This is a genomic window from Hypericibacter terrae, from assembly GCF_008728855.1.
GTDB classification, from domain to species: domain Bacteria; phylum Pseudomonadota; class Alphaproteobacteria; order Dongiales; family Dongiaceae; genus Hypericibacter; species Hypericibacter terrae.
In genome coordinates this window covers 5173856-5199027 of record NZ_CP042906.1, presented here as the reverse complement: position 1 = coordinate 5199027, position 25172 = coordinate 5173856, and the positions used below count along the sequence as shown (strand labels likewise).

The window sequence follows — 25172 nt, the reverse complement described above, 5'->3', positions numbered from 1 at the left end:
AGCCGGTTTCGAATCCGGACGCGGCGTCGCCCCTGGAGTGCTACGATTCTGCGGAGAGCCGGAGACGACGCACCCGCAGGAGCGGCGGTGAAGAAGACCCGCGACATATCCTCTCCGCTGACGAAGCGGCTGCAGAGCCTCGGACAGATCGCGAGCCTGGTGAATTCGGGCACCGAGCTGCGCGACGTCCTCGGCCGGATCGTGTTCGCGGTCTGCCAGAATTCGGTCTGGTCGTCGTCGGCGATCATGGCGCTCGACCGGGAGAGCGGCTACTCGATCCAGGTCGCCCGGCACGATCCCCATTTCAAGGAGACGAAACGCACGCGCCAGCGCTGGCGGCTCGTCACCAGCCCGACGACGCGGGTGCTCGAGGCCGGCACGCCGCTGATCATTCCCGATGCGCAGAAGTCGGCGGATTATCCCGACTATCGCCGCGAGGCACGCGAGCGCGGCTATCGCACGGTCGTGCTGATCCCGCTGCAGGCCCTCGATGAGCGGGGCCGGGGCATGGTGATGTCGGTCCATGCCGGCGACAGCCGACGCGTGGACAAGGACGAACTGGTCTTCCTGCAGACCGCGGCCGAGCTCGCCTCGCTCGCGGTCGAGAAGGCCCATCGCCTGGCGGCGGAACGGCGACAGGCGGCGGACCTGCGCCGCGCCCTCGACGTCCACGCCGCCTCGATGGAATCCGTGCTGGCGGGGCGCTCGCTCGCGAAGCTGGCCGAGCTGATCGTGGATTTCCTGCCCCATCCGATGCTGATCGTCGACCTGACCTCCAACCAGGTCATCGCCCATCGCTCGCCCGCACCGGCAAGCGTGAGCGACACGGACTGGGCGGCCCGCATGAAGCAGGGTGCCATCCGCGAACTGGCCCGGCTGCTGCGCGCGGTCAAGCCGACGCATTTCCAGGAGACCCATCCGATTTCATTCGCGACCCTGGGCGTCGACATGACCGTCGAGGGCATGGTCGAGCCGCTCATCGTCGACGGTCTCGTGCTCGGCGGCCTGTTCCTGTTTCCGGCGGCGGGGAAGATCGAGCCGTTCGAGGCGCTGGTCGCTAACGAGGCGCGCTTCGCGCTGGCGGTGCAGCTGATGCGAGCCCATGTGCGCTTCGCCACCCAGGCCGAGACCAACAGCGAATTCTTCGGCCGGCTGTTCAGCGGCAATTGGCGCGACGAGGCCGAGACACGGGCGCGTGCCGGCCATCTCGGGCTGGCGCTCGAGGGGCCGGCGCGGCTTCTCGTCCTCGCGCCCGGCACCCGGGAAGGGGGACCGCCGGATGGGGATGCCCGGGCGATGACGCTGCGCGCGCTGCTGCGGCTCGCCAGCCCGCAACATCCGGGGGCCGCAGTCTGTTTCGACGGCGATGCCTTCGTGGTCTTCCTGCCGGAGCGTCCGGCCGGCGACAAATCGACCTCGCGCCTGATCGAGCGCCTGCTGAGCGAGATGGAATGGACCCTGGGCGCGAAGCCGGTCGCGACGCTGAGCCGGGTCTGTCGCGAGTTGAAGGATTACCAGTCGGCCCGGCAGGAGGGCGCCCGCGTGCTCGATCTGGCGCGTCGCCTCGATCGGCGGGGGCTGGTAACCGAGGCCGATTTCGGAGCTTTCGCCCGCCTGCTCGCGACCGCCGACCAGTCGGCCTTGCGCAGCTTCGCCGACGAGACGCTGGCCCCCATCGCCGCTTACGACCGCAAGCATCGCTCGCATTTCCTGGCGACCCTCGACGCGTTCCTGACCCATGGCTGCCGCTATCAGCCCTGCGCCGACGCGCTGGGGCTTCATGTCACCACACTGCGCTACCGGTTGCAGCGGCTGGGCGACCTGTTCGGCGTGGATCTCGAGGACCGCGAGACCCGGCTCGCCCTGGAGATCGCGCTGCGGGTCAGGACGGCGCTCGGCTAGGCCAGGTCCCTGGCTCCTCGAATCCTAGGATATGGTCGCGGCAGGTTACCCCGGAACGGCGGAAGAACCGCCGCCCACCGCTTTCTACCCTTTCCCCCGCTCGAACAACGGAGGACGCCGCCCGTGAAATTCACCCTCGTCATCAATATGGAGCGCCTCGATCCCCAGGTCAGCATGCGCGACGTGGCGCGCGAGGTGCTGGAGATGGTGCAGATGGCCGATGCCGGCGGCTTCGAGATCGCCTGGGCCGCGGAGCATCACGGCATCGAGATGACGGTATCGCCGGGACCGTTCCAGCTGTTGGCCTGGTGGGCGGCTCACACCTCGCGCATCCGCCTCGGCACGGCCGTGGTGGTGGCGCCCTATTGGCACCCGCTCAAGCTCGCCGGCGAGGCCGCGCTGTTCGATCTGCTGAGCGGCGGCCGGCTCGAGTTCGGCATCGGCCGCGGCGCCTATCAGCGCGAGTTCGACCGCCTGGCGGGCGGCTTGGATCAGCGTGTCGGCGTCGCCTATATGCAGGAGATGCTGCCGGCGCTGAAGCGGCTCTGGGAGGGCGACTACGCCCATCAGGGCCAGTATTGGTCCTTCCCCACGGCGACCTCGGTGCCGAAGCCGATCCAGAAGCCGCATCCGCGCATCTGGGTCGCGGCGCGCGATCCCGGCACCTTCGACTGGGCGGTGAAGAACGAGTGCAGCATCATGACCTGGGCGCTCTCGCGTCCCTTCGCGGAGGTCGAACTCTACAAGGAGCGTTTCGAGACGGCGCTGAAGAACAATCCCGGCGTCAAGCGGCCGGCCTTCATGACCATGCGCCATACCTCGGTCTATGAGCGGCCCGGCGATTGGGAAGCGCCGGTCAATTCCGCGATGCGCCAGAGCGGGCAGTTCGAGAATCTCTTCAAGAATCTGGGCGGGGTCACGAACGGCTTCGTCGAGACGGTCGATCTCGCCGCCTTCGCCCAGCGCAACGAGTTCGATCCGCAGGCGATGAAGGAGAACCTGATGTTCGGCACGCCCGACGAGGTGATCCGGAAGCTGAAGCGCTACGAGGCGCTCGGCACCGACTATTTCTGCTATTCCTCGGCCTTCGGTCAGCCGATGTCCGACCAGAAGCGCTCGCTCGCCCTCTTCATCAAGGAAGTGATGCCGGCCTTCGCCGAGGCTCCCGCAACCCGTCCGCGCGCCGTCGCGATCTGACTGCCGTCACTCTGGTCGGCGCCGTCCCCGGCGAGTACCCTGTCTTGTCGCGCGACAGGCGCCGCCGCTCGCCTTGCCCGCCTATCGACGAGGTGCTATAGGAGATAATACGGTATTACGGAGAACGGGATATGGTCGGCAAGGCTGAAGAACCGGAGCTTTCTTCGCTGCGCGTCAAACGCACCAATATCACCCTTCGCCAGCAGGTTCTCGACGTCCTGCGCAATGCCATCCTCGAATTCCGCTTCAAGCCCGGCGACCGCCTGATCGAGCGCGAGCTCTGCGAGCTGACCGGCGTGAGCCGCACCAGCGTGCGCGAGGCGTTGCGCCATCTCGAATCCGAAGGCCTGGTCCATAACGTCCCCAACAAGGGGCCGACCGTCGCGACGGTCACCCTCGAAGAGGCGCAGCAGATCTATGAGGTGCGCGAGGCGCTGGAGGGGCTGGCCGGCCGTCTCTTCGCCACCCGCGCGACCGATCGCGAGATCGAGCGGCTCCGCAACGCCAACGAACGCCTGGAGAAGGCGTTCGAGGTCGGCGACGTGCGCGGCATCGTCGCGGAGACGACCCATTTCTACGAAGTGTTCCTCGAGGGCTGCGGCAACAATCTGATCCGCGACACGATCCGTTCGCTCAACGCCCGGATCGTCTATCTGCGCGCGACCTCCATGTCCCGCCCGGGGCGTTCGCCCGGCAGCCTGGGCGAGATGCGCCGCATCGTCGAAGCGATCGGCAAGCGCGCGCCCGACGCCGCCGAGGAAGCCTGCAAGGATCATGTCCGGCGCGCCTGCAACGCCGCCCTCGAGGTGCTGCGCCAGCGCCGCATCGACGGCGTGAACTAGCCTTTCCGGCGCCACGCCGCCGACCGAGTTTCGCCTGCAAACCCATTTTCCGACCCTGAACAGCGAAGGTGCTTCATGTCCTCCGGTCCGCTTCACGTCACCCGCAACGGTCCCGTCCTCGAAGTCGTGCTCGATCGTCCGAAGGCGAACGCGATCGACGCGGCCACCAGCCGCGTGATGAGCGAGACCTTCGTCAAGTTCCGCGACGATCCGGACTTGCGTGTCGCCATCGTCACCGGCGGCGGCGAGAAGTTCTTCTGCGCCGGCTGGGATCTGAAGGCCGGCGCCGCGGGCGAAGGGCCCGTCTCGGACTATGGCGAGGGCGGATTCGGCGGCATCCAGGAGCTGCCCAACCTCAACAAGCCGATCATCGCGGCGGTCAACGGCATGGCGGTCGGCGGCGGCTTCGAGCTGGCGCTCTCGGCCGACATGATCATCGCCGCGGAGCATGCGCGTTTCGCGCTGCCCGAGATCAAGGCCGGTACGCTCGCCGACGCGGCGACGATCAAGCTCCCGCGCCGCATTCCCTATCATGTGGCGATGGATCTGCTGCTGACCGGGCGCTGGATGGAGAGCGGCGAAGCGCAGATGCGCGGCCTCGTCAACGAGGTCGTTCCGGCGGCCGAGCTCATGACCCGGGCGCGGACGCTGGCCAAGATGCTGGCCGAAGGGCCGACCCTGGTGTTCGCGGCGATCAAGGAGGTCGTGCGCGAGACCGAAGGGATGCAGTTCACCGAGGCCCTGCGGCGCATCAACGAGCGCCGCTTCCGCACGGTCGACATCCTCTATTCGAGCGAGGACCAGCGCGAAGGGGCGATCGCGTTTGCGGAAAAGCGGGCCCCGGTCTGGAAGGGACGATAAGGGCTCGGCCTCGCTCTCTTCGCGACCTTCATGCTGTTGGCAGGCAAGGCGCAAGCAAGGCCGCCCGGAAATCGGCCGATGCGCATGATACGCCGATAGCCGTGTCGGAGATCGCCGTCGATCCGCCCCCCGATGTAGGAGATTGATCAGGCCAAGCGATCTCCACGGGGCCTCGCTATCGCGTGTTCGATGACGGATCCACCCGAGACGTCCGCTTGAACCGTTGTTGCGCCTCGGGCTGGTGCAGGATCTTCAGCACCTCGACCGTCATTTCCTTTCCATCAGAATCGATATAATTGATGGATTGCTCCTTCGGCAGCCCCAGCAAGGCAGCGCCCAGCGGCGTCAAGACAGACACGGCGTCGCGATAGAGTCTCTGCTCGGCCGGATAGGTCAGGGTTGCGAGCCGCGTTTCGCCCGTGTGCCGTTCCCGGATCTCGACCTGCGATCCCATCGTCACGTTGGTAGGTGGAATATGTTCGTTGTCCACGACGCGCGCACGCGCCAACTCGCCGAGAAGAAAGCGCACGGCGTCCCACGAAATGATCGGTGCATAGTCTCCGATCACATTGTTCAGCTTGCCAAAATCCCTTTTGGTCACGACGATCGCCGGCAGGTTGCCGCGGTCTCTCGCGATTGCTTGCGTCATTTCACTCTCCCATCGGATCATTTTCCGGCGAAACGGACACCGGTTCGCCGCAGAAAATGCGACAAAACGAAGAGAACCAGAACGGTTTCTGGTTCGATTCGGGCAGGAGCCGCTTCTAGGTGCCGGCGAACGAGGATGCCTTGTGCCGCGCCGCTTCCGGCTGGTAGCGAATTTCGATGATGGTGATCGTCCTCATTCCTCCATCGGGCTTGGGGTACGATATCGACTGGCCCTTGGAAAGCCCGAGCAGGGCCGCGCCCAGCGGCGTGAGGACCGACATGGCATCTTCATACAGGTCCGATTCGCCGGGATAGGTCAGCGTCACCATCTCGGTCGTCGCGTCGCCTTCCTCGCGGAAGCGCACTCTCGACCGCATCGTCACGACATCAGCCGGGGCGATGTCGTCATCGACAATGGTCGCTCGCGTCAGCTCCCTCACCAGGAACTCCACCGCTCGCCAGGATCGGATGGGCGCGTGATCGGCAAGAATCTGGTTGAGCAGCTCGCGATTGGCCCGTGTGATCTGAATCTCGGGCATCATGTCGGTCCTGGAGATTGACGGGATCATCTGATCGTCTCCTCGAATGGCGTGAAAACGTCGGGCTGCAATTAGAGCCCCGACGGGTTGTAACGTGTTTTGCAACAGAGAGATGGCGCAGCGCGGAAACGGTTGCCGTGCCGGCATGGGATCAACAGCGACATAAGCGCGCCCGACAGATCGACGCAACAACCCGCTGCAGCCTCAGCCCAGCGCCCCCGCTCGCAAGCAGGACTGAAGATCAGTCCCGAGCGGGGGCAAAAACGCTCGCGTGCTTGCAAACCGACGGCCGGCTGCCGGTTGGAAAAACGTGAGACATCGCTTCCCTCATGACAGTCCTCCAACCGCGGTCATTCCGCGCACACACGCTCCAACGGCGACCCGGTATTCCGCTCGACGGGCTCGGTACTCACCCGCTGCCGATGAGGCCGGTCCCTGGACGCGCCGCCCTCCGTTTCCCACCGGGCAATGGCCTTCCAGCATGGCTCAATCGGCTCGTCGGTTTTCTCGGGCCTGTCTTTCATGATCCATAATATGGGGTCGACAGACCAACTCTCCCAGTGGCGTCGGGAGTCGACGCGTCTGCGACCGGCCACTCCCCCATTGGTCCGGAACGGAGCCTCGCCTTGGTTTCGCCAGGGGCACTCGAAGGCAAGCCCTCTACGATTCACGGGCCCTGCACGTGAGTTGGGAATTGGCGAGCGGCTCTCCTTTGCACAAGAAGAGGACGAATCGGCGCTGGGTGCGGGAAAATGCCGCCCCTCTACGAAGGCGGGATCCAGCAAGCGGGTGTCTGTTCTGATCGTCGGCGATCCGCCGTGGTCGGGATGTTCGGGACGCAACCGGGTGACGCGCGGGATCGGACCCCGTGGGTCATGCTGACTCTGCAGCAGCCACTTGCCTGATGCCATCGAGCGCGATCTGCAGCGCATCCGAAGCCGCTTCCTGCGCATAGACCAGATAAGCGTGCAAGGTGAACTCCAGCGTTCCAGAGACCAGCGACAATCGGCCTGTCTCGAGATGGGGCCTTATGACGCGGATCGGGAAGTAACCGGACCCGCCATTGGCGAGGACATGCTGCAGACCCAGCCAACCGATGTTGGCGGAGAGTGCCGGGCCGAGGAAATCGGGGAAGCTGACGCTATGCTGCGCGTAGAATTCCGGCCCCCAATCGACATAGACATAACCAGTCCCGGGTTTCGGATGGTCAGGGACGTTCGCGGAAACCAGAACAAGCCGCTCTTCGAAGAGAGGCTCGATCTTCAAGCCTGGACGGCTCTGCGGCACATACATCACGCCGATATCGAGCCGACCCTCCACCAGGTTCTGCATCAGATCGGCCTCGAGGCCGATCTCCGCGCGAATGGCGATGTCGGGCGCCCGCTCTTGCATCAAGGGCAACCATTTCAATAACAGCTGTTCCCACAGACCGAAGCGCCCACCGACGGTGAGGGCGGCGCGGAAGCCTCTGGGAATTCCGACGTCGTGGCGCGCCTGCTCCACGGTTCGTACCAACGTCGATGCATGTTTCTGAAATTGCCGCCCTGCCGATGTGAGGCTGGCCCCGGCCTTGTTGCGGACGAAGAGCGTGCAACCCAGACGCTCTTCCAACGCATGAATGCGGGCACTGACAGTCGATTGCGTGACATGCAGCCGATCGGCGGCGCTGACGAAATTTCCAGCGGCGACAACCGTGAGGAATGTTCGGGCGAGTTCGGTATCCACGGCTCGGCAGTCCTTTGTATCGATAATGTCGATATCATAGGCTGATTTTTATCGTTTGTCAGATAGATATGGCCGGCCCAAATAATGGTCATGGAAGTTGGGCTATCGCCGATGGCCCTGTCATTTGGAGGTTCCCGATGGCCGAAAACACCCTGTTCGAACTGGCTTCATGGCTCGTTGCCGCCGTCGCGGTTCCGATCACGGCACAGCTGATGTGGCAGTCATGGAGCAGTCGAAGACCAGCGACCATGGAGCCGGGTCGCGACGTCGCCAAAAAGGCGATCGAAAAAGGCCGCCCCGCATCGCGGCGGCGTTGACCGGCCTTCGGCCTCGAGGAACAGCAGCCGGCGATATGGCCGGCTCGGGCGCTCTCCACGCTGAAATTGAGACTTCCGGTCGTCTCCAACCTTCAGGAGGAGGAACTGACGTGACCAACCTTTTGACGCTTACGCAGCGATCTCTCTTCAAGCTTGGGGGCGGCATTGCGGACCTGTTCCTGCCGCACGCCGTCGATGAAGGCGTCGTCCGGCCGGGCGATAACCGTGGGTTCGCAGCCTCCGGCGCGGCGATCCGTTGGACAAATCAGGAATGCTTCCGCAGGGGGACAGCTCGCCGTCCGGTCAATGACAACGGGTCCCGCAACAGCGAAGTCGGCCTGCTTCTCGTCAATGACGAGATTGGGGTTTCCGCCTTGTCGTTCGATCGTTTCGCGTGCGCGCCGGACGGCCGCAAGAGGCCACTCGCGCTTCGTCCGAAACAGGCGAGCTTCCCCGCATTGGACGAGGTCGTGAGCGATGACATCGCGGCCCTCACGCAGGAGGGCGCGTGAGCTGTTGCCAAGCCGCCAACCTCCCCGCGCAAACGCGCGCATGATTGCAAGGAGAACGATCTTGATCACGGGCTTCACGCTAAACTCGGATTCGGGAATGGCGCCTGTATCGTGGGCGCCATCGCAGGGCCGCGTCCTGAACCGCCGCCCATGCCTCTCCGATCGTCAACGGGGGGACACAAAATGAATCTGTCCCTGCCCCGGCTGCCTTATGCCTATGACGCCCTCGAGCCGCACATCTCGCGATCCACGCTGGAGATCCATCATGGCCGGCATCATCGCGCCTATGTGGAAAAGACCGTGGCGTTGGCTAAACAACTGCGCCTCGCCGACGAGCCGCTCGAGCGGATCATCGGTCAGACAGCGGGCCAGGAGAGTCACCGCGCCCTGTTTCAGAATGCGGCTCAGGCCTGGAATCACGCTTTCTATTGGAACTCCTTGTCCCCAACCGGCGGCGGACGGCCACAAGGGGAGCTTGCCGAGCGCATCGAGGCCGATCTCGGCGGCTATGACAGCTTCGTCGGTCAGTTCGCGGCGGCGGCCACCGGCCAATTCGGCAGCGGCTGGGCCTGGCTGGTGCTCGATGGTGACAAGCTGAAGATCACGCAAACCTCGAACGCGGAGACGCCGCTCGCCCATGGACAATTGGCGCTGCTGACTATCGATGTATGGGAGCACGCATACTATCTCGACTACCAGAATCGCCGGGCGGACTATGTGAACGCGGTCATCGAGAAGCTGGCCAACTGGGAGTTCGCCAACAAGAATCTGAGCCGCCGGAAAGTGTCCGCGCGCACGCCGCGTGCCGGTCGAACGAGCCCTGAAGACGGTCGGATGCCGACGGCCGGAATCGGCGGTCATGGCGACCGCTGAGGCGTCGGCGCTGCACGTCGCGGAGCATCCACGAGGGTGGCGGCGCTGGGTCTGTTCGACCAATCACAAGGATATCGGCACGATGTATATCGTGCTGGCGATTGCGGCCGGTTTTGCAGGAAGCCTTCTGTCCGTCGCCATGCGGGCCGAACTCGCCCAGCCGGGCCTGCAGATCTTCACCGATCCGCAGCTCTTCAACGTCTTCGTCTCGGCGCACGGCCTGATCATGATCTTCTTCGCGCTGATGCCAGCCCTCATCGGCGGCTTCGGCAACTGGTTCGTGCCGCTGATGATCGGCGCCCCCGACATGGCGTTCCCGCGCCTGAACAACATCAGTTTCTGGCTGCTGGTGCCTTCCTTCCTGCTGCTGATCGCGTCGATGTTCACGGGGCTGGGGGCCGGGACCGGTTGGACCCTCTATCCGCCGCTCAGCAATATGGGGCATCCGGGTGCGGCCGTGGACATGCTGATCTTCGCGCTGCATCTGGCCGGCGCCTCCTCGATCCTCGGCGCCGTCAATTTCATCACCACGATCTTCAACATGCGCGCGCCGGGGATGACGCTCCACAAGATGCCGCTCTTCGTGTGGGCCATGCTGGTGACGGCTTTCATGGTGCTCCTGGCTCTGCCGGTTCTGGGCGGCGCTATCACCATGCTCCTGACGGATCGGAATTTCGGCACCAGCTTCTTCGATCCGGCGGGCGGCGGCGATCCGATCCTGTTCCAGCACCTGTTCTGGTTCTTCGGCCATCCCGAGGTCTACATCATGATCCTGCCCGCCTTCGGGATCGTCAGCCAGGTCGTCGCCACCTTCTCGAGGAAACCGATCTTCGGCTATCTCGGCATGGTCTATGCGCTCGTGGCGATCGGCTTCATCGGCTTCATCGTTTGGGCGCATCACATGTTTACCGTCGGGCTGAACATTGATACGCGCGCCTATTTTGCCGCCGCCAGCATGGTCATCGCCGTGCCCACCGGAATCAAGGTGTTCAGCTGGATCGCGACCATGTGGGGCGGTTCGATCCAATTCAAGACGCCCATGCTGTTCGCGCTCGGCTTCATCATGCTGTTCACCATCGGCGGTGTGACCGGCGTGGTCGTGGCCAACGCCGGTGTCGATATCATGCTGCACGACACCTATTACGTGGTTGCGCATTTCCACTATGTGATGTCGCTGGGCTCGGCCTTCGGGATTTTCGCGGGCTTCTACTACTGGATCGGCAAGATGTCGGGGCGCCAATATCCGGAAGCGCTGGGCAAGCTCCATTTCTGGCTGACCTTCATCGGCGTCAACGTGACCTTCTTTCCGATGCATTTCCTCGGCCTCGCCGGCATGTCGCGCCGGGTCGCCGACTATCCCGACGCCTTTGCGCACTGGAACCTCATCGCGTCGATCGGCAGCTATATCTCGCTGGCCGGATTCCTGGTTTTCCTGATCGTGGTCTGGCGCACGCTTGCGGCCGGCAAGCCATGCCCGGCCAACCCGTGGGGCGAGGGCGCAACGACGCTCGAATGGTCCCTGTCGTCGCCACCACCGTTCCACAGCTTCGATGTGATTCCCGATCTCAGGAACCAAGGCGCACCGCCGACCCTCGTGATTCAACCTCGGGCATGAAAGGAATCTCGATGAGCGATACGCTTTACCCGAAACCCAGTAAGGCACTGGCCCAGGAGCGCAGCGCGCTCGCCCCGGAAATCGACACGGCCTTCCGCCAGTTCAGCCAGGCCGTGTTCAAGGAAGGGGCGCTGTCGCGAAAGTCGAAGCAGCTGATCGCCGTGGCCGTCGCGCATGTGACCCAGTGCCCCTATTGCATCCAAGGCCATACCAAGGCGGCGGTTCGCGACGGAGCGACGCCCCAGGAGATCATGGAAGCGATCTGGGTGGCGGCAGAGATGCGCGCGGGCGGTGCCTTCGCCCATTCGGCGCTGGCATTGGATACGCTTCACACCGTGGCTGCGCAGCGCGAGCGTTTGGCCGAGCCTGCTTCTGGAGGCAGTTAGGCGAAGCGCCGAATGCGGTGGTGGCAGACGGGGCGATGACGGTCGATTCCGCGGCTGGCGCTCGAAGTCGAGCGGTATTCGATGAAAAAGGAGCGATGTTGATGGTGAGGGTGAAGCGCGCTTATGACGCGTCGGCGACGTCGGATGGGCGCCGCGTTCTCGTCGATCGGGTCTGGCCCCGTGGTCTTTCCAAGGATGAGCTACGACTGGATGAATGGATCAAGGAGATCGCGCCGAGCACCGCCCTGCGTCAATGGTTCGGCCACGATCCGGCGAAGTGGGAGGTCTTCAAGCGCCGCTACTTCAAGGAACTCGACCGAAAGACCGCGAAGGTCCAGCAGCTGTCCGAGAGGGCTCGTACCTCCACCGTTACCCTGGTTTACGGGGCCAAGGACGAGCATCACAACAATGCCGTTGCGCTCGAGGAATATATCGAGGATCGCTTCGAATGACAGGCGCTGGAACGAGGAAGGGTCCAGACAGGCCGCTTCTTGGTCGGCTCGATGGCCGTCCTCCGGCATCGGCGATCATCCGATGAAGGCCTGGGAGGAGGTGCGCGCCTGGCGGCGATCGGTGCGCGTCGATCTGCTCGCGCGGCGTGCAGCAATGCTGTCGACAGAGAGGAAGCGCGCCGATTCGATGTTGGTCGATCTGCTGTGCGAGCGGTTTGCGGAGCTGCGCCATGGCTGCATCGGATTCTATTGGCCGTTCAAAGGCGAGCCCGACCTCCGGCCCCTGATCGAGGATCTTCTGGCGTTGGGCGTCGAGGCGGCCCTGCCGGTTGCCTTGGAGAGGCGACAACCGCTGGAGTTCCGGATGTGGCATCCCGGGGCGAAGCTGGAGCGGGGAGAATGGAACATCCCCATCCCCGCCGAGCGCAATATCGTCCATCCTACGGTGCTGATCGTGCCATTGCTGGGCTTCGATGCTGCGGGTTATCGTTTGGGCTATGGGGGAGGCCACTATGATCGCACGCTGGCTGCGATGGTTCCGAGGCCCTTCACGATCGGCGTCGGCTACGCCTTCGGACGCCTGGAGACCATCTATCCGCAACCCCATGACATTCCGTTGGGTGCCATCGTGACCGAGACCGGATCCGTGCGTCACGGATATCGCGGCAGGCCCCTGGAAGAGTTGAATCCCTCTGGCGAGGCCGGCGCTGCCGGCCAAGAGACCCAATGCCGCGCAGATGGAAAGATGGAAAGCAGGCCCATGCAGGTGTTCCCGGAGCGCGATCTCTATGAGGAAGGCGAGGAAGAACGAGCTTCCTACGCATCGCCGCCCTGCTTCATGCACGAGCTCGATCCGTCTTATCTCGGCTATGCGGATGCCGCAGAAACGATCGCCATGTTGAACGATCTGTTGGCACGCGGGCTCGGAAGCGGCGGCCGCGATGCAGCGGCCAAGGCGGCTCTCATCGGGGGTGGAGAAGACGAGGTGTCGTTTCAGGCCGTGCTGCGGCAGCATATTCTGCGCCTCGGCGGCAGGCCAGCCTCGTCGGCGTCGTCCTTGCCCGAGACGGCAGATGCTCGATGCGATCGCGATCGGGGAGCGGTTCTCCACAAGCTCCGGGAGATCCTGCCCAGGATTGGCGATGGTTGGCTTCACGACGATCTGAGGGCCATGATCGAGACGCTCGATCGGCAGCTTCGACGACACGAGGAATCGGCGTGAGCGAGACAGCCGTCGGAATTCCCCGGTACAAGCCGTTCGGCGGCCCGCAGTTCTTTCGTCAAGGCTTTCGTCCGTTCTTTTTGAGCGCCGGCCTCTGGGCGGTCGCCGGTCTCGTGGTCTGGCTTGCGGAGGTGCAGGACGCGATCTCCATCCCGACCGCCTTCGCGCCGGCGGCATGGCATGCCCATGAGATGATCTTCGGCTTTGCCGGCGCGGTCATCGCCGGATTTCTACTGACGGCCATCCCCAACTGGACCGGCCGGATGCCTTTGCAGGGCCTGCCGCTGATCCTGCTATTCGGGGCGTGGCTCGTCGGGCGCGCGGCCATGGCGACATCCGCGCTGATCGGTGCCGGCATCGCCGCCGTGCTCGATCTTTCCTTTCTTGCCCTCTTGCTTGCCGCCGTGCTGCGCGAAATCCTGGCTGGCCGCAACTGGCGCAATCTGCCCATGCCCATTGCGCTCGGCGGGTTGCTTCTGTCGAACATCCTGACCCATGCGGAAGCCGCCGGCACTGTGACGACCGGCGCCCTCGGGCAGCGTCTGGGAATATCCATCGTCATCCTGCTCATCAGCCTGGTCGGCGGGCGGATTATTCCGAGCTTCACCCGCAACTGGCTGGCGAAGCGGCAGGGCGCCTCGATTCCCGGGGCCCGAATGCCTGCCGGCTTCAACGGATTCGATCGAGCTTGCCTCGCCATCACGATGGCTGCTCTCGGCGGCTGGGTGGCCGCACCCGATGCCGAGGTCACGGGCGTCGCCCTGTTCGTGGCCGGCCTCGCGACATTGGTTCGCCTGGCGCGCTGGTGCGGTCACCGCACGCTTCGCGAACCGCTGGTCTGGAGCCTCCATCTCGGCTTCGCCTGGGTTCCCCTGGGGCTCTGTCTCCTCGGTCTTGGCGAGTTCCTGCCCGAGCTCATTTCGCCGATGTCGGGTTTGCACGCCTTGACGGCCGGCGCCATCGGATCGATGACCCTGGCAGTAATGACGCGGGCGACCTTGGGTCATACCGGGCGGCCTTTGGCCGCCGATGGATGGACGGCTGCGATCTATGTTCTGATCGCCATGGCGGCCGCTTCACGCGTAGCGGCGTCGCTGCTTCCGGACGCTTATGGCCCCCTGATCTGGATCTCGGCTCTCGCCTGGATCGCGACATTCAGCCTCTTCACTTTGAGATTCGGCCGAATCCTCATTGCCCGATGAGGGTTTGTTTCATGCCGGACAGATCGCGTTTCTCCGGTTCTCATCGAACAGAATGGTATCGCCGTCGTCGATGCAATCGTCGATTTTAAATCGTTTGTCTAGTTCAAACATGCTCCTACAATTGAATCGTACGATGAATGGATGGCCGCCTCGGATGCACGAGATCGGGCGGTGACGGCAGAAGCGGCCTTCCCGCGATGCTGAGATCGCTCGCGGTGTGAGGTTTCTGGTCGGCGCGATGGCCAGCCCGACGGAGAACGGATCAATGTCTCAATCGATGAGCAGCGTTACAGACAACGATCTCGACCTCGATGCGTCACGATCTCGAATCGATCGGGCCGAGGCGGACTATCGCGGAGCCATGTCTCTAGGCGGACGCGGCAGCAGCGAGGCCCTGTTCGCCTATCGACAATGGATGAATCTCAAGAGGCTGCATAGAGATGGCTTGGCGGCAAGGGAGCGATTGCATTGCTGACGACAGGCTTCGCGGCTTACCGATGCGGTCCTTCAGCATGCCCCCGGCGGGGCGGTCCATGCCGGAGCCGCCTCGCAACGCCGGCGGCGTTTGTCATGAGCGAGACCGCAAGGCGGCCGCTCTGAAACGGGAGGAGGCGGACATGCCGCCATGTCGCGCGTCGTTCGATGGAGAGCCTTCGCTGTCCGAGATCCTGGCGGATCCGATCGTCCAGACGATCATGGCTCGAGACGGTGCAACGAGTGACGAGGTGGTCGCTTTGTTCGACAAAGCGCGCCGCCGATTGGCAGACGGCCGGCCGGATGCGTCCCGGGCGAGCCCGCGGCTGCCCGAATCAACCGACCATCAAGACTCGCACTGCACGCCACGATAGCAGCGCAGATTGCCGGTGATTTTCGTCTACCTTGCTCGCGCAAATGTCGCGAACTCAAGAGTGCTTCCCGACTCGATCGGGAGGCACTCTTGGATCTTTCAACCCGATTGCCCTGTCAGGCCGGCGTTCGCCTCGCTCGAGAATGCTCGAAGCGCCGGCGCTCCCTGAAGATTTTCTCTCCTCGATCCGGCGCCGTGGCAGCGGCACCTTCGCGGGCGCTCAGCTCGGCTTGCCCTTGTCGTTGGCGTTCGCGGCCAGGAGCCGTTCGAAATCGGCCAGCAGCGATTTGATGAGCTGCTTGCGGCGCGGGTCCTGGCAGGCGGGAGTCTCGGCGAACAGGCTCAGCAGGTAGCGGGTCTTCTCGACAGCCTCGGCCCAGGTCTCCGAGGATGCCGCCGCCAGATATTTCTCCAGCTCCTCACGACGTGCCAGAAGGTCGGAGTGATCCTTCTCGACCTCCATCCGCAGGCGGCGCAACTCGGTGGCCTTCTGGGCGGCCATGCCGCGATGCGTGTCGAGTTCCGTCGGTTGATCGACCATCGCAGTCTCACCCTCGCGTGACGGTGCGGGCTTCTCCCCCCCGTCGGCGAAGCATAGGCAGCTTCGCCTGCGATGGCCAATCATCGCTCGCTTCCCGCCGGCCCCGGAGTCGCGCTCCCGCGTCGCCATGGCTTACCCAATTAAATCGGACAGGGCGGCCAAATGAGCCTATGCTCGCACGATGTCGCTGAGCTTCCCCAACAGAAGTCGCAGTTTCGATGCGACGAGACGCGGCGTTCGCTTCTGGGGACATGACCGGTCGCTCGAGATCCTGTGTTTCGTGGATGAGTCCGCCCTGCGGCGCCTCAATCCGGAGGCGAGCAACGACGAGCGCAGCTATCTCGCGGCCTTCGATGTGAATTGCGACCGGATCCACCATGTCGCGAGCGCGCTCTATTCGCGCCGACACGCCGATTTCCTCTCGCTGGCCGCTTCCGATTTCTAGGAACCCGCGAGGATCTACGACGGCCGTCCGTGTTTTGGCCGATCCGCCGCCTTGCGGCTCCGCCTGGGACGACGCCCCCGTCGCCCGTTTTCACCCGATGCGCAGGGGCGCTTTCGACCCCTGGCATCCTCATGAAGGAGAGTCTTGATGGCCAAAGGTCAGCAACGCGGAAATCGCGAAGCCAAGAAACCGAAGCAGCAGAAGCCCAAAGCCGCGGCGACCGGCTCGACGCTGGTGTCGATCCAGCCCAAACTGAGCAGCTTTCCGTCACCCAAGCGCAAGTAACACTGCCAGGAACGGCGGCGAAGCCCTGTCGACGGGCTGAATTCGAGACGTAGGTCGAAGGCCCGACGGCGGGGCTGTGGCGGAAAGCCCATTGAATTCCGGGCGTCTTTAGCCCATCTATTCAACAGCAAGCGCCGCTTCGGGACCGTATGTCTCGTTGTGGGCTTCGCAGCCAACCGACAACCCGGCCCGATTGACCTTCGCCAAAGGTTCAGTTCCTGGCGCGAAGGTCAGGAATATCGGACGGCAACGTGACCTCACCCATGCGCCGAACGCTTCGGCATCATCCCACCGGATGATGGCCCTGGCGGCCTGTTCGCGCATTTCGGCGCCATCGATGTCTGGCGGCTTGCTTGGTCTCATCGTTCTGCGGCTCTTCGCGACGGTCCGACAGGGACCCCGAACGGAACCGTTTCTCGCTACCGTGCCCGCCGGCGGTCCGCCGGCTTCGATGACCCGAGGCCCTATGGCGCCTCGTTGACGGAGCAGAAACATGGCTCGCAACTCACGTTCGGGAAGAACCACGACGCCGGTCGAAGTCAGCCAGCGCAGCAAGATCGACAAGCTGCGGGCGCTGCGGCTGAGCGACGAGGCCGCGCGCCAGGCGGCGGGGACCTGGGGAGAGATGTCGCTGGGCGAGATCACGCATCAGCCGTCCGGCGAGATCTTCGTCTATGTCTGGAAAGGCCGCGCGTTGCCGGAGCTCGAGAAGCTGCCGGGCAAGCGCACGACCGTGAAGCGGGCTGACGAGCACGCGCTCCTCACCGAATGGCTCCTGAAGCACAAGATGGTGGGCTTCGAGATCACGCTGCTGGCCTGGAGCCTGAGCGAAGCCGAAGCCGCGCGATTGCAGCAGGCGCGGCTCGCCGAGCAGAGCGCCGCCGGCCTCCACGTCATCAACGCCGTGCCCGCAGCTCCGCAGGCGCTCGCCAGCTGAGCCGGCCGGCCCTCGCCGGTTCTCGTTCCGCCGTGCCCCAGATTGGCGTGCCGGGCCTTGTGTTCTCCCGAAGGCGGGACATGTTTCTCGGCCGCTGCTCTTCGCCAGCATGTTGATCCCGCCGGTTTCCCTGCCTGAGGCACTCTCTCCGTTGGACATCAATCCGTTGACTCGGGATCACGGCGCGACCGCCAGCTCGTCGCTGCGCTCCGTCATCGCCACCTTCGAAACACCCCTTCCGGCCCGCAGCATCTGGCAACTGGTCAGCTCGATCGGTCTCTATCTGGTCGCCTGGGCCGCCATGTTCGAGCTCATTCATATTTCCGTGCCGCTGGCGCTGCTGCTCGCCATTCCGACCGGTGCGCTGCTGGTGCGGATCTTCATCCTGCAGCATGACTGCGGCCATGGCTCGCTGTTCGCGTCGCGCGCCACGAACAATGTCGTCGGCACGATCTGCGGGCTGCTGACTTTGACGCCCTATGCCAATTGGCGCCGGCATCATGCCGGCCATCACGGTGCCTGGAACAATCTCGACCGCCGCCACTCGGGCGCCGACATCTATTCGACCTGCCTGACGGTCAAGGAATATCAGGCGCTGCCCTGGCGCGAGCGGTTCGTCTACCGGGCCATGCGCCATCCGCTGGTCGCCCATGTGATCCTGCCGCCGCTGGTCTTCGTGCTGCTCTACCGCGTCCCCTTCGACACGCCGAAGGAGTGGAAACGCGAGCGGCGCTCGGTCCATGTCACCAACGCCATCTTGGCCGGCGCCGTGCTCGGGCTCGGACTTCTGCTCGGTTTCTGGCAGGTGCTGGTGGTGCAGGCCTTCATCATCGTCGTGGCCTCGATCATCGGCGTCTGGCTCTTCGCGCTGCAGCACCGCTTCGACAATTCGCATTGGGCGCGACAGGAGATGTGGAGCTTCTCATCGGCCTCGCTCGACGGGTCCTCCTGCCTGAAGCTGCCGCGCGTCCTGCAATGGTTCACCGGCAATATCGGCTTCCACCATATCCATCATCTGGCGCCGCGCGTGCCGAACTACCGCCTCCAGGCCTGCTACGAGGCCATTCCGGCCTTGCGCACCCGGACGCAACTGTCGCTCTGGGCGGGCCTGCGGTCGGTCTGGCTGTCGCTCTGGGACGAGGATGCGGACCGCATGGTGGGCTTCTCCCGCCGTCGCACCGGCGGCGGGCGATCCGGAATCGAAGAATCTGCGTGAGACGGCAGCGTCGCCGCAGGGGCCTTCCCCTGAGGCTTCGCGAACGGAAGGAAACGCCATGATCAATGATCTCGCCAAATGGTGTCGTCTGGGCGGCGACTGTATCGGTGGACTGTTCCTGCTGATCGGCGGCGGCTATGCGGGCTATATGCTGGTCGCCGATCGTTCGGGTTCGAGCCCCTGGCTTACGGGCCTCGCCGTGGCCATCGCCGGCGCCTTCATCCTCGCCGTCGGGCGGGGCTTGAGCTGGGTTCTGATCGGCGGAACCAGGCGGGCCTGAGGCCGTTCTTCGCGGCTGGCGGGTGTCAGCCAGCCTGTTTCAGCATGTCGGCGCATTTCTCGCCGATCATGATGCAGGTCGCGTTGAGGTTGCCGCCGACCACGATCGGCATGATCGTGGCGTCGGCCACATAGAGCCCTTCGAGACCCCTCAGCTTCAGGCGTTCGTCGACCACCGCCATGCGGTCGGGTCCCATCCTGCAGCTGCCGGCGGGATGGTAGAAGCCGATCGCCGTCTCGCGCACGAAAGCGCGCCACTCGTCGTCGCTCTGCACGTCGCGCCCCGGCTTGAACTCGCCGATCACCTGGCGCGCCATCGGATCGGTGTCGCAGATGCGGCGCATCAGGCGAGGGCCGCGGATCAGCGTTTCGCAATCGCCCTCATCGCCCAGCAGGTTGGGCTGGATCTCGGGCTGGTCGAACGGATCGGTGGATCTCAACCGGATCCAGCCGCGCGAGCGCGGACGGTGGATGTTGATCAAGCCGGTCGTCGCCGGACGGTCGAACAGGATCGGCCCGTTCTCCGTCAGGTCGTAGCCGGCGGGCGTGAAGTGATATTGGATGTCGCAACGATCGAGCGCCGGGTCGGACCGGGTGAAGCCGATCACATGGGCGTCGGGCGTCGATCCCGGCCCCCGGCCGGTCAGCAGCCACCGCGCGCCATGGAACATGTCGGGAAAGAGTCCGCGCTGCACATTGTAGGTTTTGTCCCGGGTCCAGACCGTGTGCGAGGTTCCGGGATGGTCGTGGAAGTTCTCTCCCACACCCGGCAGATCCTGGATGACCGCGACGCCCTTCTCGCGAAGATGCGCCTCCGGTCCGACACCCGACAGCATCAGGATCTGAGGCGAGGAGAGCGCGCGGGCGCACAGCACCACGGCGCGCAAGGCCTTGGCCGCCTGGCGCTGGCCCGCCTGGACATACTCGACGCCGGTCGCGCGCCTGCCGGTGAAGGCGATGCGCTCGACATGGGCATGGATCTCGATCCGCAGGTTGGATCGGCGCCGCGCCGGCCAGAGATAGGCGCGCGCCGCGCTGCAGCGCCATCCGCCGCGTTGCGTCGCCTGCAGAAAGCCGATGCCGTCCTGGGGCGGACGATTGATGTCGGATTTCAGCGGTAGGCCCGCATTCGCGCATGGCTGCAGGAACGTCTCGGACAGCGGATGAGCGCTGCGGATGTTCGATACCGCGAGCGGCCCACCGGTCCCGTGATACTCGTCGGCGCCGTTCTCGTTGTCCTCCGCCCGCTTGTAGTAGGGCAGGACGCTGGCGAAATCCCAGCCGCCGCACCCCTCTGCGCCCAGCCGTCGAAATCCTCGGGCTGGCCGCGCACATAGCACATGCCGTTGGTCGAGCTGGTGCCGCCCAGGACCTTGCCGCGCGGCATGAAGTCCCGGCGATCGTTGCGCGAGGGATCGGCGGCGGCCTTGTAGCGCCAGTCGTAGCGCGGATTGCCGATCGCCAGGAGACAGGTGGCGGCCGGCATCAGGATCGGCAGCCGGCGGCCGGACCCGCCGGCCTCGAGCAGCAGGACGCGGGCACGGCCGTCCTCCGAGAGGCGGCCGGCGACCGCGCATCCGGCCGAGCCGGCGCCGATCACGATATGATCGAAATCCACGCGCTCTGCTTCCGTTGTCGAAGATCCAAGGGTCGTATCATCCCTCCGCCTTGCGATCGAGCGTGAGCTTGATCTGCACGATCAACAGCAGGAGGACGGCGCCGATGCCGGCGACCGCGCCGATCACGGCCATGAAGAGAGGCAGGTCGCCCAGCTCGCGATTGTCCTTGAGCAGCAGCCCGCCCACGAACGAGGCGGCGCAGAGGAGGGCGATGATCAGCGAGATATTCCGGAAGAGCTTCGGCTTTCGAAAGGCGATCCCCGGCTTTCCGCGCGTCGCCAGCTCCGAGGCCTGGTAATGCGCCACGAGCTTCGCGGCGAGATCCTCGGCGCCGACCGGAATGGGGAAGCGGAGCGCCAGCCGGGTCGGGGTATATCTCACGGCGGGATAAAAGAGATTGAGCTCGATGCAGGCCGACTGGTCGTTGCGGAGGCGGGAGACGTTTTCCACGCGAGGGGTGCCGCGGAACGGCACAGGCTGGAAATCGCCACCCACCAGGACACCGTCCTGGGCGACGATGATCTCGATGCCCTCGGGCGGCGCTTCCTTCACCAGCCTGAGCTGGTTGGCCAGCGCGCCCTGCTCGGCGCTCGCCTGCCGATTGAGTCCGAGGAAGGCCTGCCAGGCGAGCGGATCGATCCGCCAGCGGGCGACGAGGCCCTCGCCGCGCAGCAATCTTTCATGCGCGCGCATATCGAGATGCTGATGGAGCGCGAAGGCGCCGCCGAGCAGGAGCGACATGAGGCCGGCGATGAACAGCGCGGTGTGCCATGCCGTGGGGATCGAGTGGTCCGGAATCAGGACCGCGCCCGGCAGGGCGATGAGGCCGAAGATGAATATTCCAAGCGCGATATTGCGCGCGCGCCGCGGATGCCGCATCGCCCACACCCCCCTGCCATGCCGCGGGTCCGACATCCCCATGCCGATCCTCACGGCGATCCCACCGGGCATCGATGCTACAGCAGGGCGCTGGCGAATAAAGTCCTGTTTGTCGTGCAAAGAAGAGGGGGCGGCCCCCGATCGAGAGCCGCCCCCTTTTTCGTTACTCCGGGTGTGCCGGTCAGTCGCGGCGCACCTTGACGATCTGGCCGGTGTAGGCGTCCACCGTCAGCTTGACGTCGTGACCATGGCGGTCCTCCGCATTGACGCGGTAATAGCCATCCTTGAAGCGCCAGTTGCTCAGATCGCGGAACTGCTGATGCTGGAGACGGGCGCGGATGACCTGCCGGGGCAGCGGCTGATACTGCTGGTGGCCATAGCCCCAGCTGGGCTGATTATGGCCCGAATCCTGCCAGCCCGAATTGTAGCCGTAGCTGCCGGGCCCCTGGGGGTTGTTCCAGGGCAGGTTGTTCTGACGGCCCCAATCGTCGGAGCGGCCGTTGTCGGCGAGCAGGATTCGATTTTGATCGTTGCCAGTATGCTCGCTGTTGCCGGGACCGCCGGCGGCGAAGGCGGCGGTGCTGGAGCCGAGCAGGCCGGCAAGACCGGCGATCATCAGGAAGGTACGCATGACTGGTTTCCTTTCCGTAGTTCTGCGATCCTTGGTGACGCGCATTCTGCCTCGCGCCAGTTGAACGCAGCCTGGGCGGCCCGTTCATGTCCGGTTCAGCTTCCCGGGAGTAAATCACGCATCATGCGCCGACATTTTCTTCGCATGAGTCTGGCCTTTCTCCTGGCGCTGACGGTCGTCGGCGCCGCGCCCGCCTTTGCCGACAGCGAACAGGATCGGGCCAGGGCCGCCGTCGAGTCGGGCGAAGTGAAGCCGCTCGGCGCCATCCTCAAGGCCGTGCGCCAGAAGTACAAAGGCCAGGTACTCGATACCCAGCTGCTCGATCTCGGTGGCCAATGGGTCTATCGGGTCCGGTTCCTGACCCAGGACGGACAGGCACTGGATATCGGCGTCGATGGCAAGAGCGGCCGGATCATCGATGTCCAGGGCGGCGGCTGACCCGTCGCGTCATGTGAGTCACAGCGTTGCGAATCCTCGTCGTCGAAGATGATCCCGATCTGGCCCGGCAGCTGAAGGCAGCGTTGTCGGAAGCGAGCTATACCGTCGACCTGGCCAAGGACGGCGAGGAAGGTCATTTCCTCGGCGACACCGAGCCCTATGACGCGGTGGTGCTCGATCTGGGGCTGCCCGTGGTGGATGGCGTCACGGTCCTGACCCGCTGGCGGCGCGCCGGTCGCACCATGCCGGTGCTGATCCTGACCGCGCGGGACCGCTGGAGCGAAAAGGTCGCAGGCTTCGATGCCGGCGCCGACGATTACGTGACCAAGCCCTTCCAGATGGAGGAAGTGCTGGCGCGGTTGCGCGCGCTCATCCGGCGCGCCGCGGGCCATGCTTCGGCCGAGCTCGAATGCGCGGGCCTGCGCATCAATTCCAGCAGCGGCCGCGTCACGGTCGATGGGGTGCCGATCAAGCTGACGGCCCAGGAGTTCCGGCTGCTCGATTATCTGATGCACCATCAGGGCAAGATCGTCTCGCGCACCGAGCTGACCGAGCATATCTACGACCAGGATTTCGATCGCGAATCGAACACCATCGAGGTCTTCGTCGGCCGCCTGCGCAAGAAGCTCGGGGCCAATTACATCGCCACGGTCCGGGGCCTCGGCTACCGCCTGGCGCCGCCGGCCAAGGACGAATAGATGGCCGCGCGCTCGCTGGCGCTGCGCCTGATCGTCGGCGCCGGCGTCTGGATCGCGGTGGCCCTGCTGGCAGGCGGCTTCACGCTGTCGCGCCTGTTCGAGGACACGGTCGAGAACAGCTTCGACGCTCGCCTCGTGGTGCTGCTCGAAAGCCTGGTGGCGGTCGCCGAACTGACTCCCGAGGGCCAGCCGCAACTGACACGCAGCGTCGGCGAGCCCCGCTTCGACCAGTCCTATTCCGGCTGGTATTGGGAGATCGCCGAAGGCGGCAAGCCGCTGCTGCGCTCGCGCTCGCTCTGGGACCAGGATCTGCCGCTGAGCGACGAGACCGCGACGACCGAGGCCTATCGCCACGATGTGATCGGCCCCGACAATCAGCCGCTGCGGCTGGTCGAGCGCGAGATCACGCTGCCGGGCTCGACCCATCGTCTCAGATTCGGTGTCGCCGGCGAGACCAGCGAGATCGATACGGCGGTGCGCAGCTTCAACACCACGCTGATCTGGTCGCTGGGCCTCCTGGGGCTGGGGCTGATCGTGGCCCTGCTGATCCAGATCCGGTTCGGCCTGCAGCCGCTGCGCCGGATCCGTCGCGCCATCATCGCCGTGCGCACCGGCCGCGCCCAGCGGCTCGAGGGCGAGTTCCCGCTCGAGATCGAGCCGCTCTCCAACGAGCTCAATGTGCTGATCGACCATAACGCCGCGGTCTTGGAGCGCGCGCGCACGCAAGTGAGCAACCTGGCTCATGCGCTGAAGACGCCCTTGTCGGTCCTGACCAACGAATCCAGCGCCGCCGAAGGGCCGCTGGCCGAGACCGTCAAGCGGCAGACGGCATCGATGCGCCAGCAGATCGATCATTACCTGGCGCGCGCGCGGACCGCGGCCGCGGCCCGCGTGCTCGGCGTGCGCACGGAGGCCGGCACGGTCGCCGAGGATCTGCGCCGGACGCTCGAGCGCATCCATATCGATCGGCAGATCCGGATCGAGACGCGCCTGCCGGCCGATCTCGCCTTCCGCGGCGAACGGCAGGACCTCGAGGAGATGCTGGGCAATCTCGCGGACAATGCCTGCAAATGGGCGAAGAGCCAGGTCTTCATCGCGGGCCGGCGCGACGGCAGCCGGATTCAGCTCATCGTCGACGATGACGGCCCGGGTCTGCCGGAGGCCCAGCGCGATCAGGTCTTCCAACGCGGCAACCGGCTCGATGAAAGCGTGCCCGGCAGCGGCCACGGCCTTGCCATCGTGCGCGAGATCGCGGAGCTCTATGGCGGCTCGGTCGAGCTCGGAGATTCGCCGACCGGGGGGCTGCGCGCCACCCTCAGCTTGCCTGCAGCCGACGCCGCCTGAAAGCGATCCGCAGGCATTACGCCACTGAAATAGCTGTTATTTTCTCGCCTCCCGGCAGCTTCGGGGAAGGGGCCCGAACCTGAACGGCAGATGAACGGCGCCATCAGAGTCGGTTCAGTCGGGCTTGGGCAGAGTGAGCGCCAGGCTGCAATGCGAATCGAGATCGACACCCGCAAGGCAGCTCCCTGTCACTCTGGAGATGGAGCCGACCATGAACCTCAAGAAAATCACCGCCGTCATCCTGCTCGCCTCGACGCTCGGCGCCTGCGCCAATGGCGGCTATGGCGGCACGGGCCTCGGCACCAAGGAAACGATCGGTACGCTGGGCGGTGCGGCCCTCGGCGGCTGGGCCGGTTCGAATATCGGCCATGGCACGGGGCAGCTGGTCGCGACCGCGGCGGGCGTGGTGATCGGCGGCTTCATCGGCAATCAGATCGGTCGCGGCCTCGACCAGGCCGATCAGCAGTCGGCAAATCGCGCCGAGCAGAACGCGCTCGAGCGCTATCCCGACGGCCGGTACGCCACCTGGCAGAATCCGAACAACGGCAATTCCGGCTATACCGTGCCGCAGAGCACCTATCAGGCGCCCTCCGGCCAGTACTGCCGCGAGTACCAGACCACGATCGTCGTGAACGGCCGCCCCGAGAGCGCCCATGGCACGGCCTGCCGCGAGGCCGACGGCAGCTGGCGCGTCGTCAGCTGATCTCGCGCCTCGTCGAT

Annotated in this window: 29 protein-coding genes and 1 pseudogene; 21 read left to right on the top strand and 9 right to left on the bottom strand. The window is 65.0% G+C overall.

Translation table 11 applies throughout. The features are described 5' to 3' along the window. Window positions 1–87: 87 nt before the first annotated feature. From FRZ44_RS23790 to FRZ44_RS23775, 4 genes are all read left to right on the top strand, one after another. On the top strand, window positions 88–1902 hold the full coding sequence (locus FRZ44_RS23790; RefSeq protein WP_191908276.1) for a helix-turn-helix domain-containing protein: 1815 nt from the start codon (window positions 88–90) through the stop codon (window positions 1900–1902). Window positions 1903–2025: 123 nt separating this feature from the next. Continuing rightward, window positions 2026–3099: an LLM class flavin-dependent oxidoreductase gene (locus FRZ44_RS23785; RefSeq protein WP_151179516.1), complete on the top strand. Its 1074-nt coding sequence runs from the start codon at window positions 2026–2028 to the stop codon at window positions 3097–3099. A 131-nt stretch (window positions 3100–3230) separates the two neighbouring features. Then, complete coding sequence (locus FRZ44_RS23780; protein ID WP_151179515.1) at window positions 3231–3941, top strand: GntR family transcriptional regulator; 711 nt, start codon at window positions 3231–3233, stop codon at window positions 3939–3941. A gap of 75 nt (window positions 3942–4016) precedes the next feature. Next, window positions 4017–4802, top strand: coding sequence for a carnitinyl-CoA dehydratase (locus FRZ44_RS23775; protein WP_151179514.1), 786 nt, complete (start codon window positions 4017–4019; stop codon window positions 4800–4802). A 175-nt stretch (window positions 4803–4977) separates the two neighbouring features. On the opposite strand, the gene rnk (FRZ44_RS23770) is transcribed toward FRZ44_RS23775, so the two are convergent. From rnk (FRZ44_RS23770) to FRZ44_RS23760, 3 genes are all read right to left on the bottom strand, one after another. Then, a complete protein-coding gene (rnk, locus tag FRZ44_RS23770; RefSeq protein ID WP_191908275.1) occupies window positions 4978–5451 on the bottom strand; it encodes a nucleoside diphosphate kinase regulator in 474 nt (157 codons plus the stop codon). 115 nt (window positions 5452–5566) lie between these two features. After that, window positions 5567–6019 carry a nucleoside diphosphate kinase regulator gene (gene rnk / locus FRZ44_RS23765; RefSeq protein ID WP_191908274.1) on the bottom strand — a complete coding sequence of 151 codons (453 nt, stop codon included), beginning with the start codon at window positions 6017–6019 and terminating at the stop codon, window positions 5567–5569. Between the two features lie 843 nt (window positions 6020–6862). Beyond that, entirely contained in the window at window positions 6863–7714 is an 852-nt protein-coding gene (locus tag FRZ44_RS23760) for a LysR family transcriptional regulator (protein WP_151179511.1), read from the bottom strand. A gap of 137 nt (window positions 7715–7851) precedes the next feature. Here FRZ44_RS23760 and FRZ44_RS23755 point away from each other — a divergent pair, with 137 nt between their 5' ends. The 8 genes from FRZ44_RS23755 (at window position 7852) to FRZ44_RS23720 (ending at window position 14293) form a co-directional block, all read left to right on the top strand. After that, window positions 7852–8031 carry a hypothetical protein gene (locus FRZ44_RS23755; RefSeq protein ID WP_151179510.1) on the top strand — a complete coding sequence of 60 codons (180 nt, stop codon included), beginning with the start codon at window positions 7852–7854 and terminating at the stop codon, window positions 8029–8031. Window positions 8032–8141: 110 nt separating this feature from the next. Then, on the top strand, window positions 8142–8543 hold the full coding sequence (locus tag FRZ44_RS23750; RefSeq protein ID WP_151179509.1) for a hypothetical protein: 402 nt from the start codon (window positions 8142–8144) through the stop codon (window positions 8541–8543). A 183-nt stretch (window positions 8544–8726) separates the two neighbouring features. Beyond that, window positions 8727–9416 (top strand): superoxide dismutase, encoded by a 690-nt coding sequence (locus tag FRZ44_RS23745; RefSeq protein WP_151179508.1) that lies wholly within the window; start codon window positions 8727–8729, stop codon window positions 9414–9416. After that, window positions 9403–11031, top strand: coding sequence for a cytochrome c oxidase subunit I (gene ctaD / locus FRZ44_RS23740; protein ID WP_151179507.1), 1629 nt, complete (start codon window positions 9403–9405; stop codon window positions 11029–11031). The genes FRZ44_RS23745 and ctaD overlap by 14 nt, the downstream gene beginning before the upstream one ends. 11 nt (window positions 11032–11042) lie before the next feature. Next, entirely contained in the window at window positions 11043–11417 is a 375-nt protein-coding gene (locus FRZ44_RS23735; RefSeq protein WP_151179506.1) for a carboxymuconolactone decarboxylase family protein, read from the top strand. 35 nt (window positions 11418–11452) lie between these two features. Then, window positions 11453–11869, top strand: a complete 417-nt coding sequence (locus FRZ44_RS23730) for a DUF488 domain-containing protein (protein ID WP_456077618.1) — start codon at window positions 11453–11455, stop codon at window positions 11867–11869. 82 nt (window positions 11870–11951) lie between these two features. Beyond that, window positions 11952–13091 carry a 5-formyltetrahydrofolate cyclo-ligase gene (locus FRZ44_RS27425; protein WP_225308423.1) on the top strand — a complete coding sequence of 380 codons (1140 nt, stop codon included), beginning with the start codon at window positions 11952–11954 and terminating at the stop codon, window positions 13089–13091. Continuing rightward, complete coding sequence (locus tag FRZ44_RS23720) at window positions 13088–14293, top strand: NnrS family protein (RefSeq protein ID WP_225308422.1); 1206 nt, start codon at window positions 13088–13090, stop codon at window positions 14291–14293. Before FRZ44_RS27425 ends, FRZ44_RS23720 begins: the two co-directional genes overlap by 4 nt. Before the next feature lie 1067 nt (window positions 14294–15360). Here the strand turns inward: FRZ44_RS23720 and FRZ44_RS23710 are convergent. Next, a complete protein-coding gene (locus FRZ44_RS23710; protein WP_151179502.1) occupies window positions 15361–15681 on the bottom strand; it encodes a hypothetical protein in 321 nt (106 codons plus the stop codon). 181 nt (window positions 15682–15862) lie between these two features. Between FRZ44_RS23710 and FRZ44_RS23705 the strand changes: the two genes are divergently transcribed. Together FRZ44_RS23705 and FRZ44_RS27165 are read left to right on the top strand one after the other, a co-directional pair. Further along, window positions 15863–16126 carry a DUF1488 family protein gene (locus FRZ44_RS23705; protein ID WP_151179501.1) on the top strand — a complete coding sequence of 88 codons (264 nt, stop codon included), beginning with the start codon at window positions 15863–15865 and terminating at the stop codon, window positions 16124–16126. A 147-nt stretch (window positions 16127–16273) separates the two neighbouring features. Continuing rightward, window positions 16274–16411, top strand: coding sequence for a hypothetical protein (locus FRZ44_RS27165; protein WP_191908273.1), 138 nt, complete (start codon window positions 16274–16276; stop codon window positions 16409–16411). Window positions 16412–16528: 117 nt separating this feature from the next. Here FRZ44_RS27165 and FRZ44_RS23700 read toward each other — a convergent pair whose 3' ends face one another. Beyond that, window positions 16529–16774, bottom strand: a complete 246-nt coding sequence (locus FRZ44_RS23700; RefSeq protein WP_151179500.1) for a hypothetical protein — start codon at window positions 16772–16774, stop codon at window positions 16529–16531. 130 nt (window positions 16775–16904) lie between these two features. Here FRZ44_RS23700 and FRZ44_RS23695 point away from each other — a divergent pair, with 130 nt between their 5' ends. The 3 genes from FRZ44_RS23695 (at window position 16905) to FRZ44_RS23685 (ending at window position 18844) form a co-directional block, all read left to right on the top strand. After that, complete coding sequence (locus FRZ44_RS23695) at window positions 16905–17348, top strand: hypothetical protein (RefSeq protein WP_151179499.1); 444 nt, start codon at window positions 16905–16907, stop codon at window positions 17346–17348. A gap of 166 nt (window positions 17349–17514) precedes the next feature. After that, window positions 17515–18564 (top strand): fatty acid desaturase family protein, encoded by a 1050-nt coding sequence (locus FRZ44_RS23690; RefSeq protein WP_225308421.1) that lies wholly within the window; start codon window positions 17515–17517, stop codon window positions 18562–18564. A gap of 58 nt (window positions 18565–18622) precedes the next feature. After that, window positions 18623–18844: a hypothetical protein gene (locus tag FRZ44_RS23685; protein ID WP_151179498.1), complete on the top strand. Its 222-nt coding sequence runs from the start codon at window positions 18623–18625 to the stop codon at window positions 18842–18844. Between the two features lie 25 nt (window positions 18845–18869). On the opposite strand, the gene FRZ44_RS27645 is transcribed toward FRZ44_RS23685, so the two are convergent. The 4 genes and pseudogenes from FRZ44_RS27645 to FRZ44_RS27160 all read right to left on the bottom strand — a co-directional run bounded on the left by FRZ44_RS27645 (window position 18870) and on the right by FRZ44_RS27160 (window position 21972). Continuing rightward, window positions 18870–19514 (bottom strand): GMC family oxidoreductase, encoded by a 645-nt coding sequence (locus FRZ44_RS27645; RefSeq protein ID WP_225308727.1) that lies wholly within the window; start codon window positions 19512–19514, stop codon window positions 18870–18872. Window positions 19515–19640: 126 nt separating this feature from the next. Beyond that, window positions 19641–20443 (bottom strand): annotated as a pseudogene (locus tag FRZ44_RS27640) (GMC family oxidoreductase); the annotation flags it as partial. 55 nt (window positions 20444–20498) lie between these two features. Further along, on the bottom strand, window positions 20499–21341 hold the full coding sequence (locus FRZ44_RS23670) for a hypothetical protein (RefSeq protein WP_191908272.1): 843 nt from the start codon (window positions 21339–21341) through the stop codon (window positions 20499–20501). A 181-nt stretch (window positions 21342–21522) separates the two neighbouring features. Further along, window positions 21523–21972: a PepSY domain-containing protein gene (locus FRZ44_RS27160; RefSeq protein WP_191908271.1), complete on the bottom strand. Its 450-nt coding sequence runs from the start codon at window positions 21970–21972 to the stop codon at window positions 21523–21525. 123 nt (window positions 21973–22095) lie between these two features. On the opposite strand from FRZ44_RS27160, the gene FRZ44_RS27155 reads away from it, so the two are divergent. The 4 genes from FRZ44_RS27155 to FRZ44_RS23650 all read left to right on the top strand — a co-directional run bounded on the left by FRZ44_RS27155 (window position 22096) and on the right by FRZ44_RS23650 (window position 25155). After that, window positions 22096–22410, top strand: coding sequence for a PepSY domain-containing protein (locus FRZ44_RS27155; protein ID WP_191908270.1), 315 nt, complete (start codon window positions 22096–22098; stop codon window positions 22408–22410). Between the two features lie 26 nt (window positions 22411–22436). Beyond that, window positions 22437–23108, top strand: coding sequence for a response regulator transcription factor (locus FRZ44_RS23660; protein ID WP_151179494.1), 672 nt, complete (start codon window positions 22437–22439; stop codon window positions 23106–23108). Next, complete coding sequence (locus tag FRZ44_RS23655) at window positions 23109–24452, top strand: ATP-binding protein (RefSeq protein WP_151179493.1); 1344 nt, start codon at window positions 23109–23111, stop codon at window positions 24450–24452. A 211-nt stretch (window positions 24453–24663) separates the two neighbouring features. Beyond that, window positions 24664–25155 (top strand): RT0821/Lpp0805 family surface protein, encoded by a 492-nt coding sequence (locus FRZ44_RS23650; protein ID WP_151179492.1) that lies wholly within the window; start codon window positions 24664–24666, stop codon window positions 25153–25155. The last annotated feature ends 17 nt before the right edge of the window (window positions 25156–25172 follow it).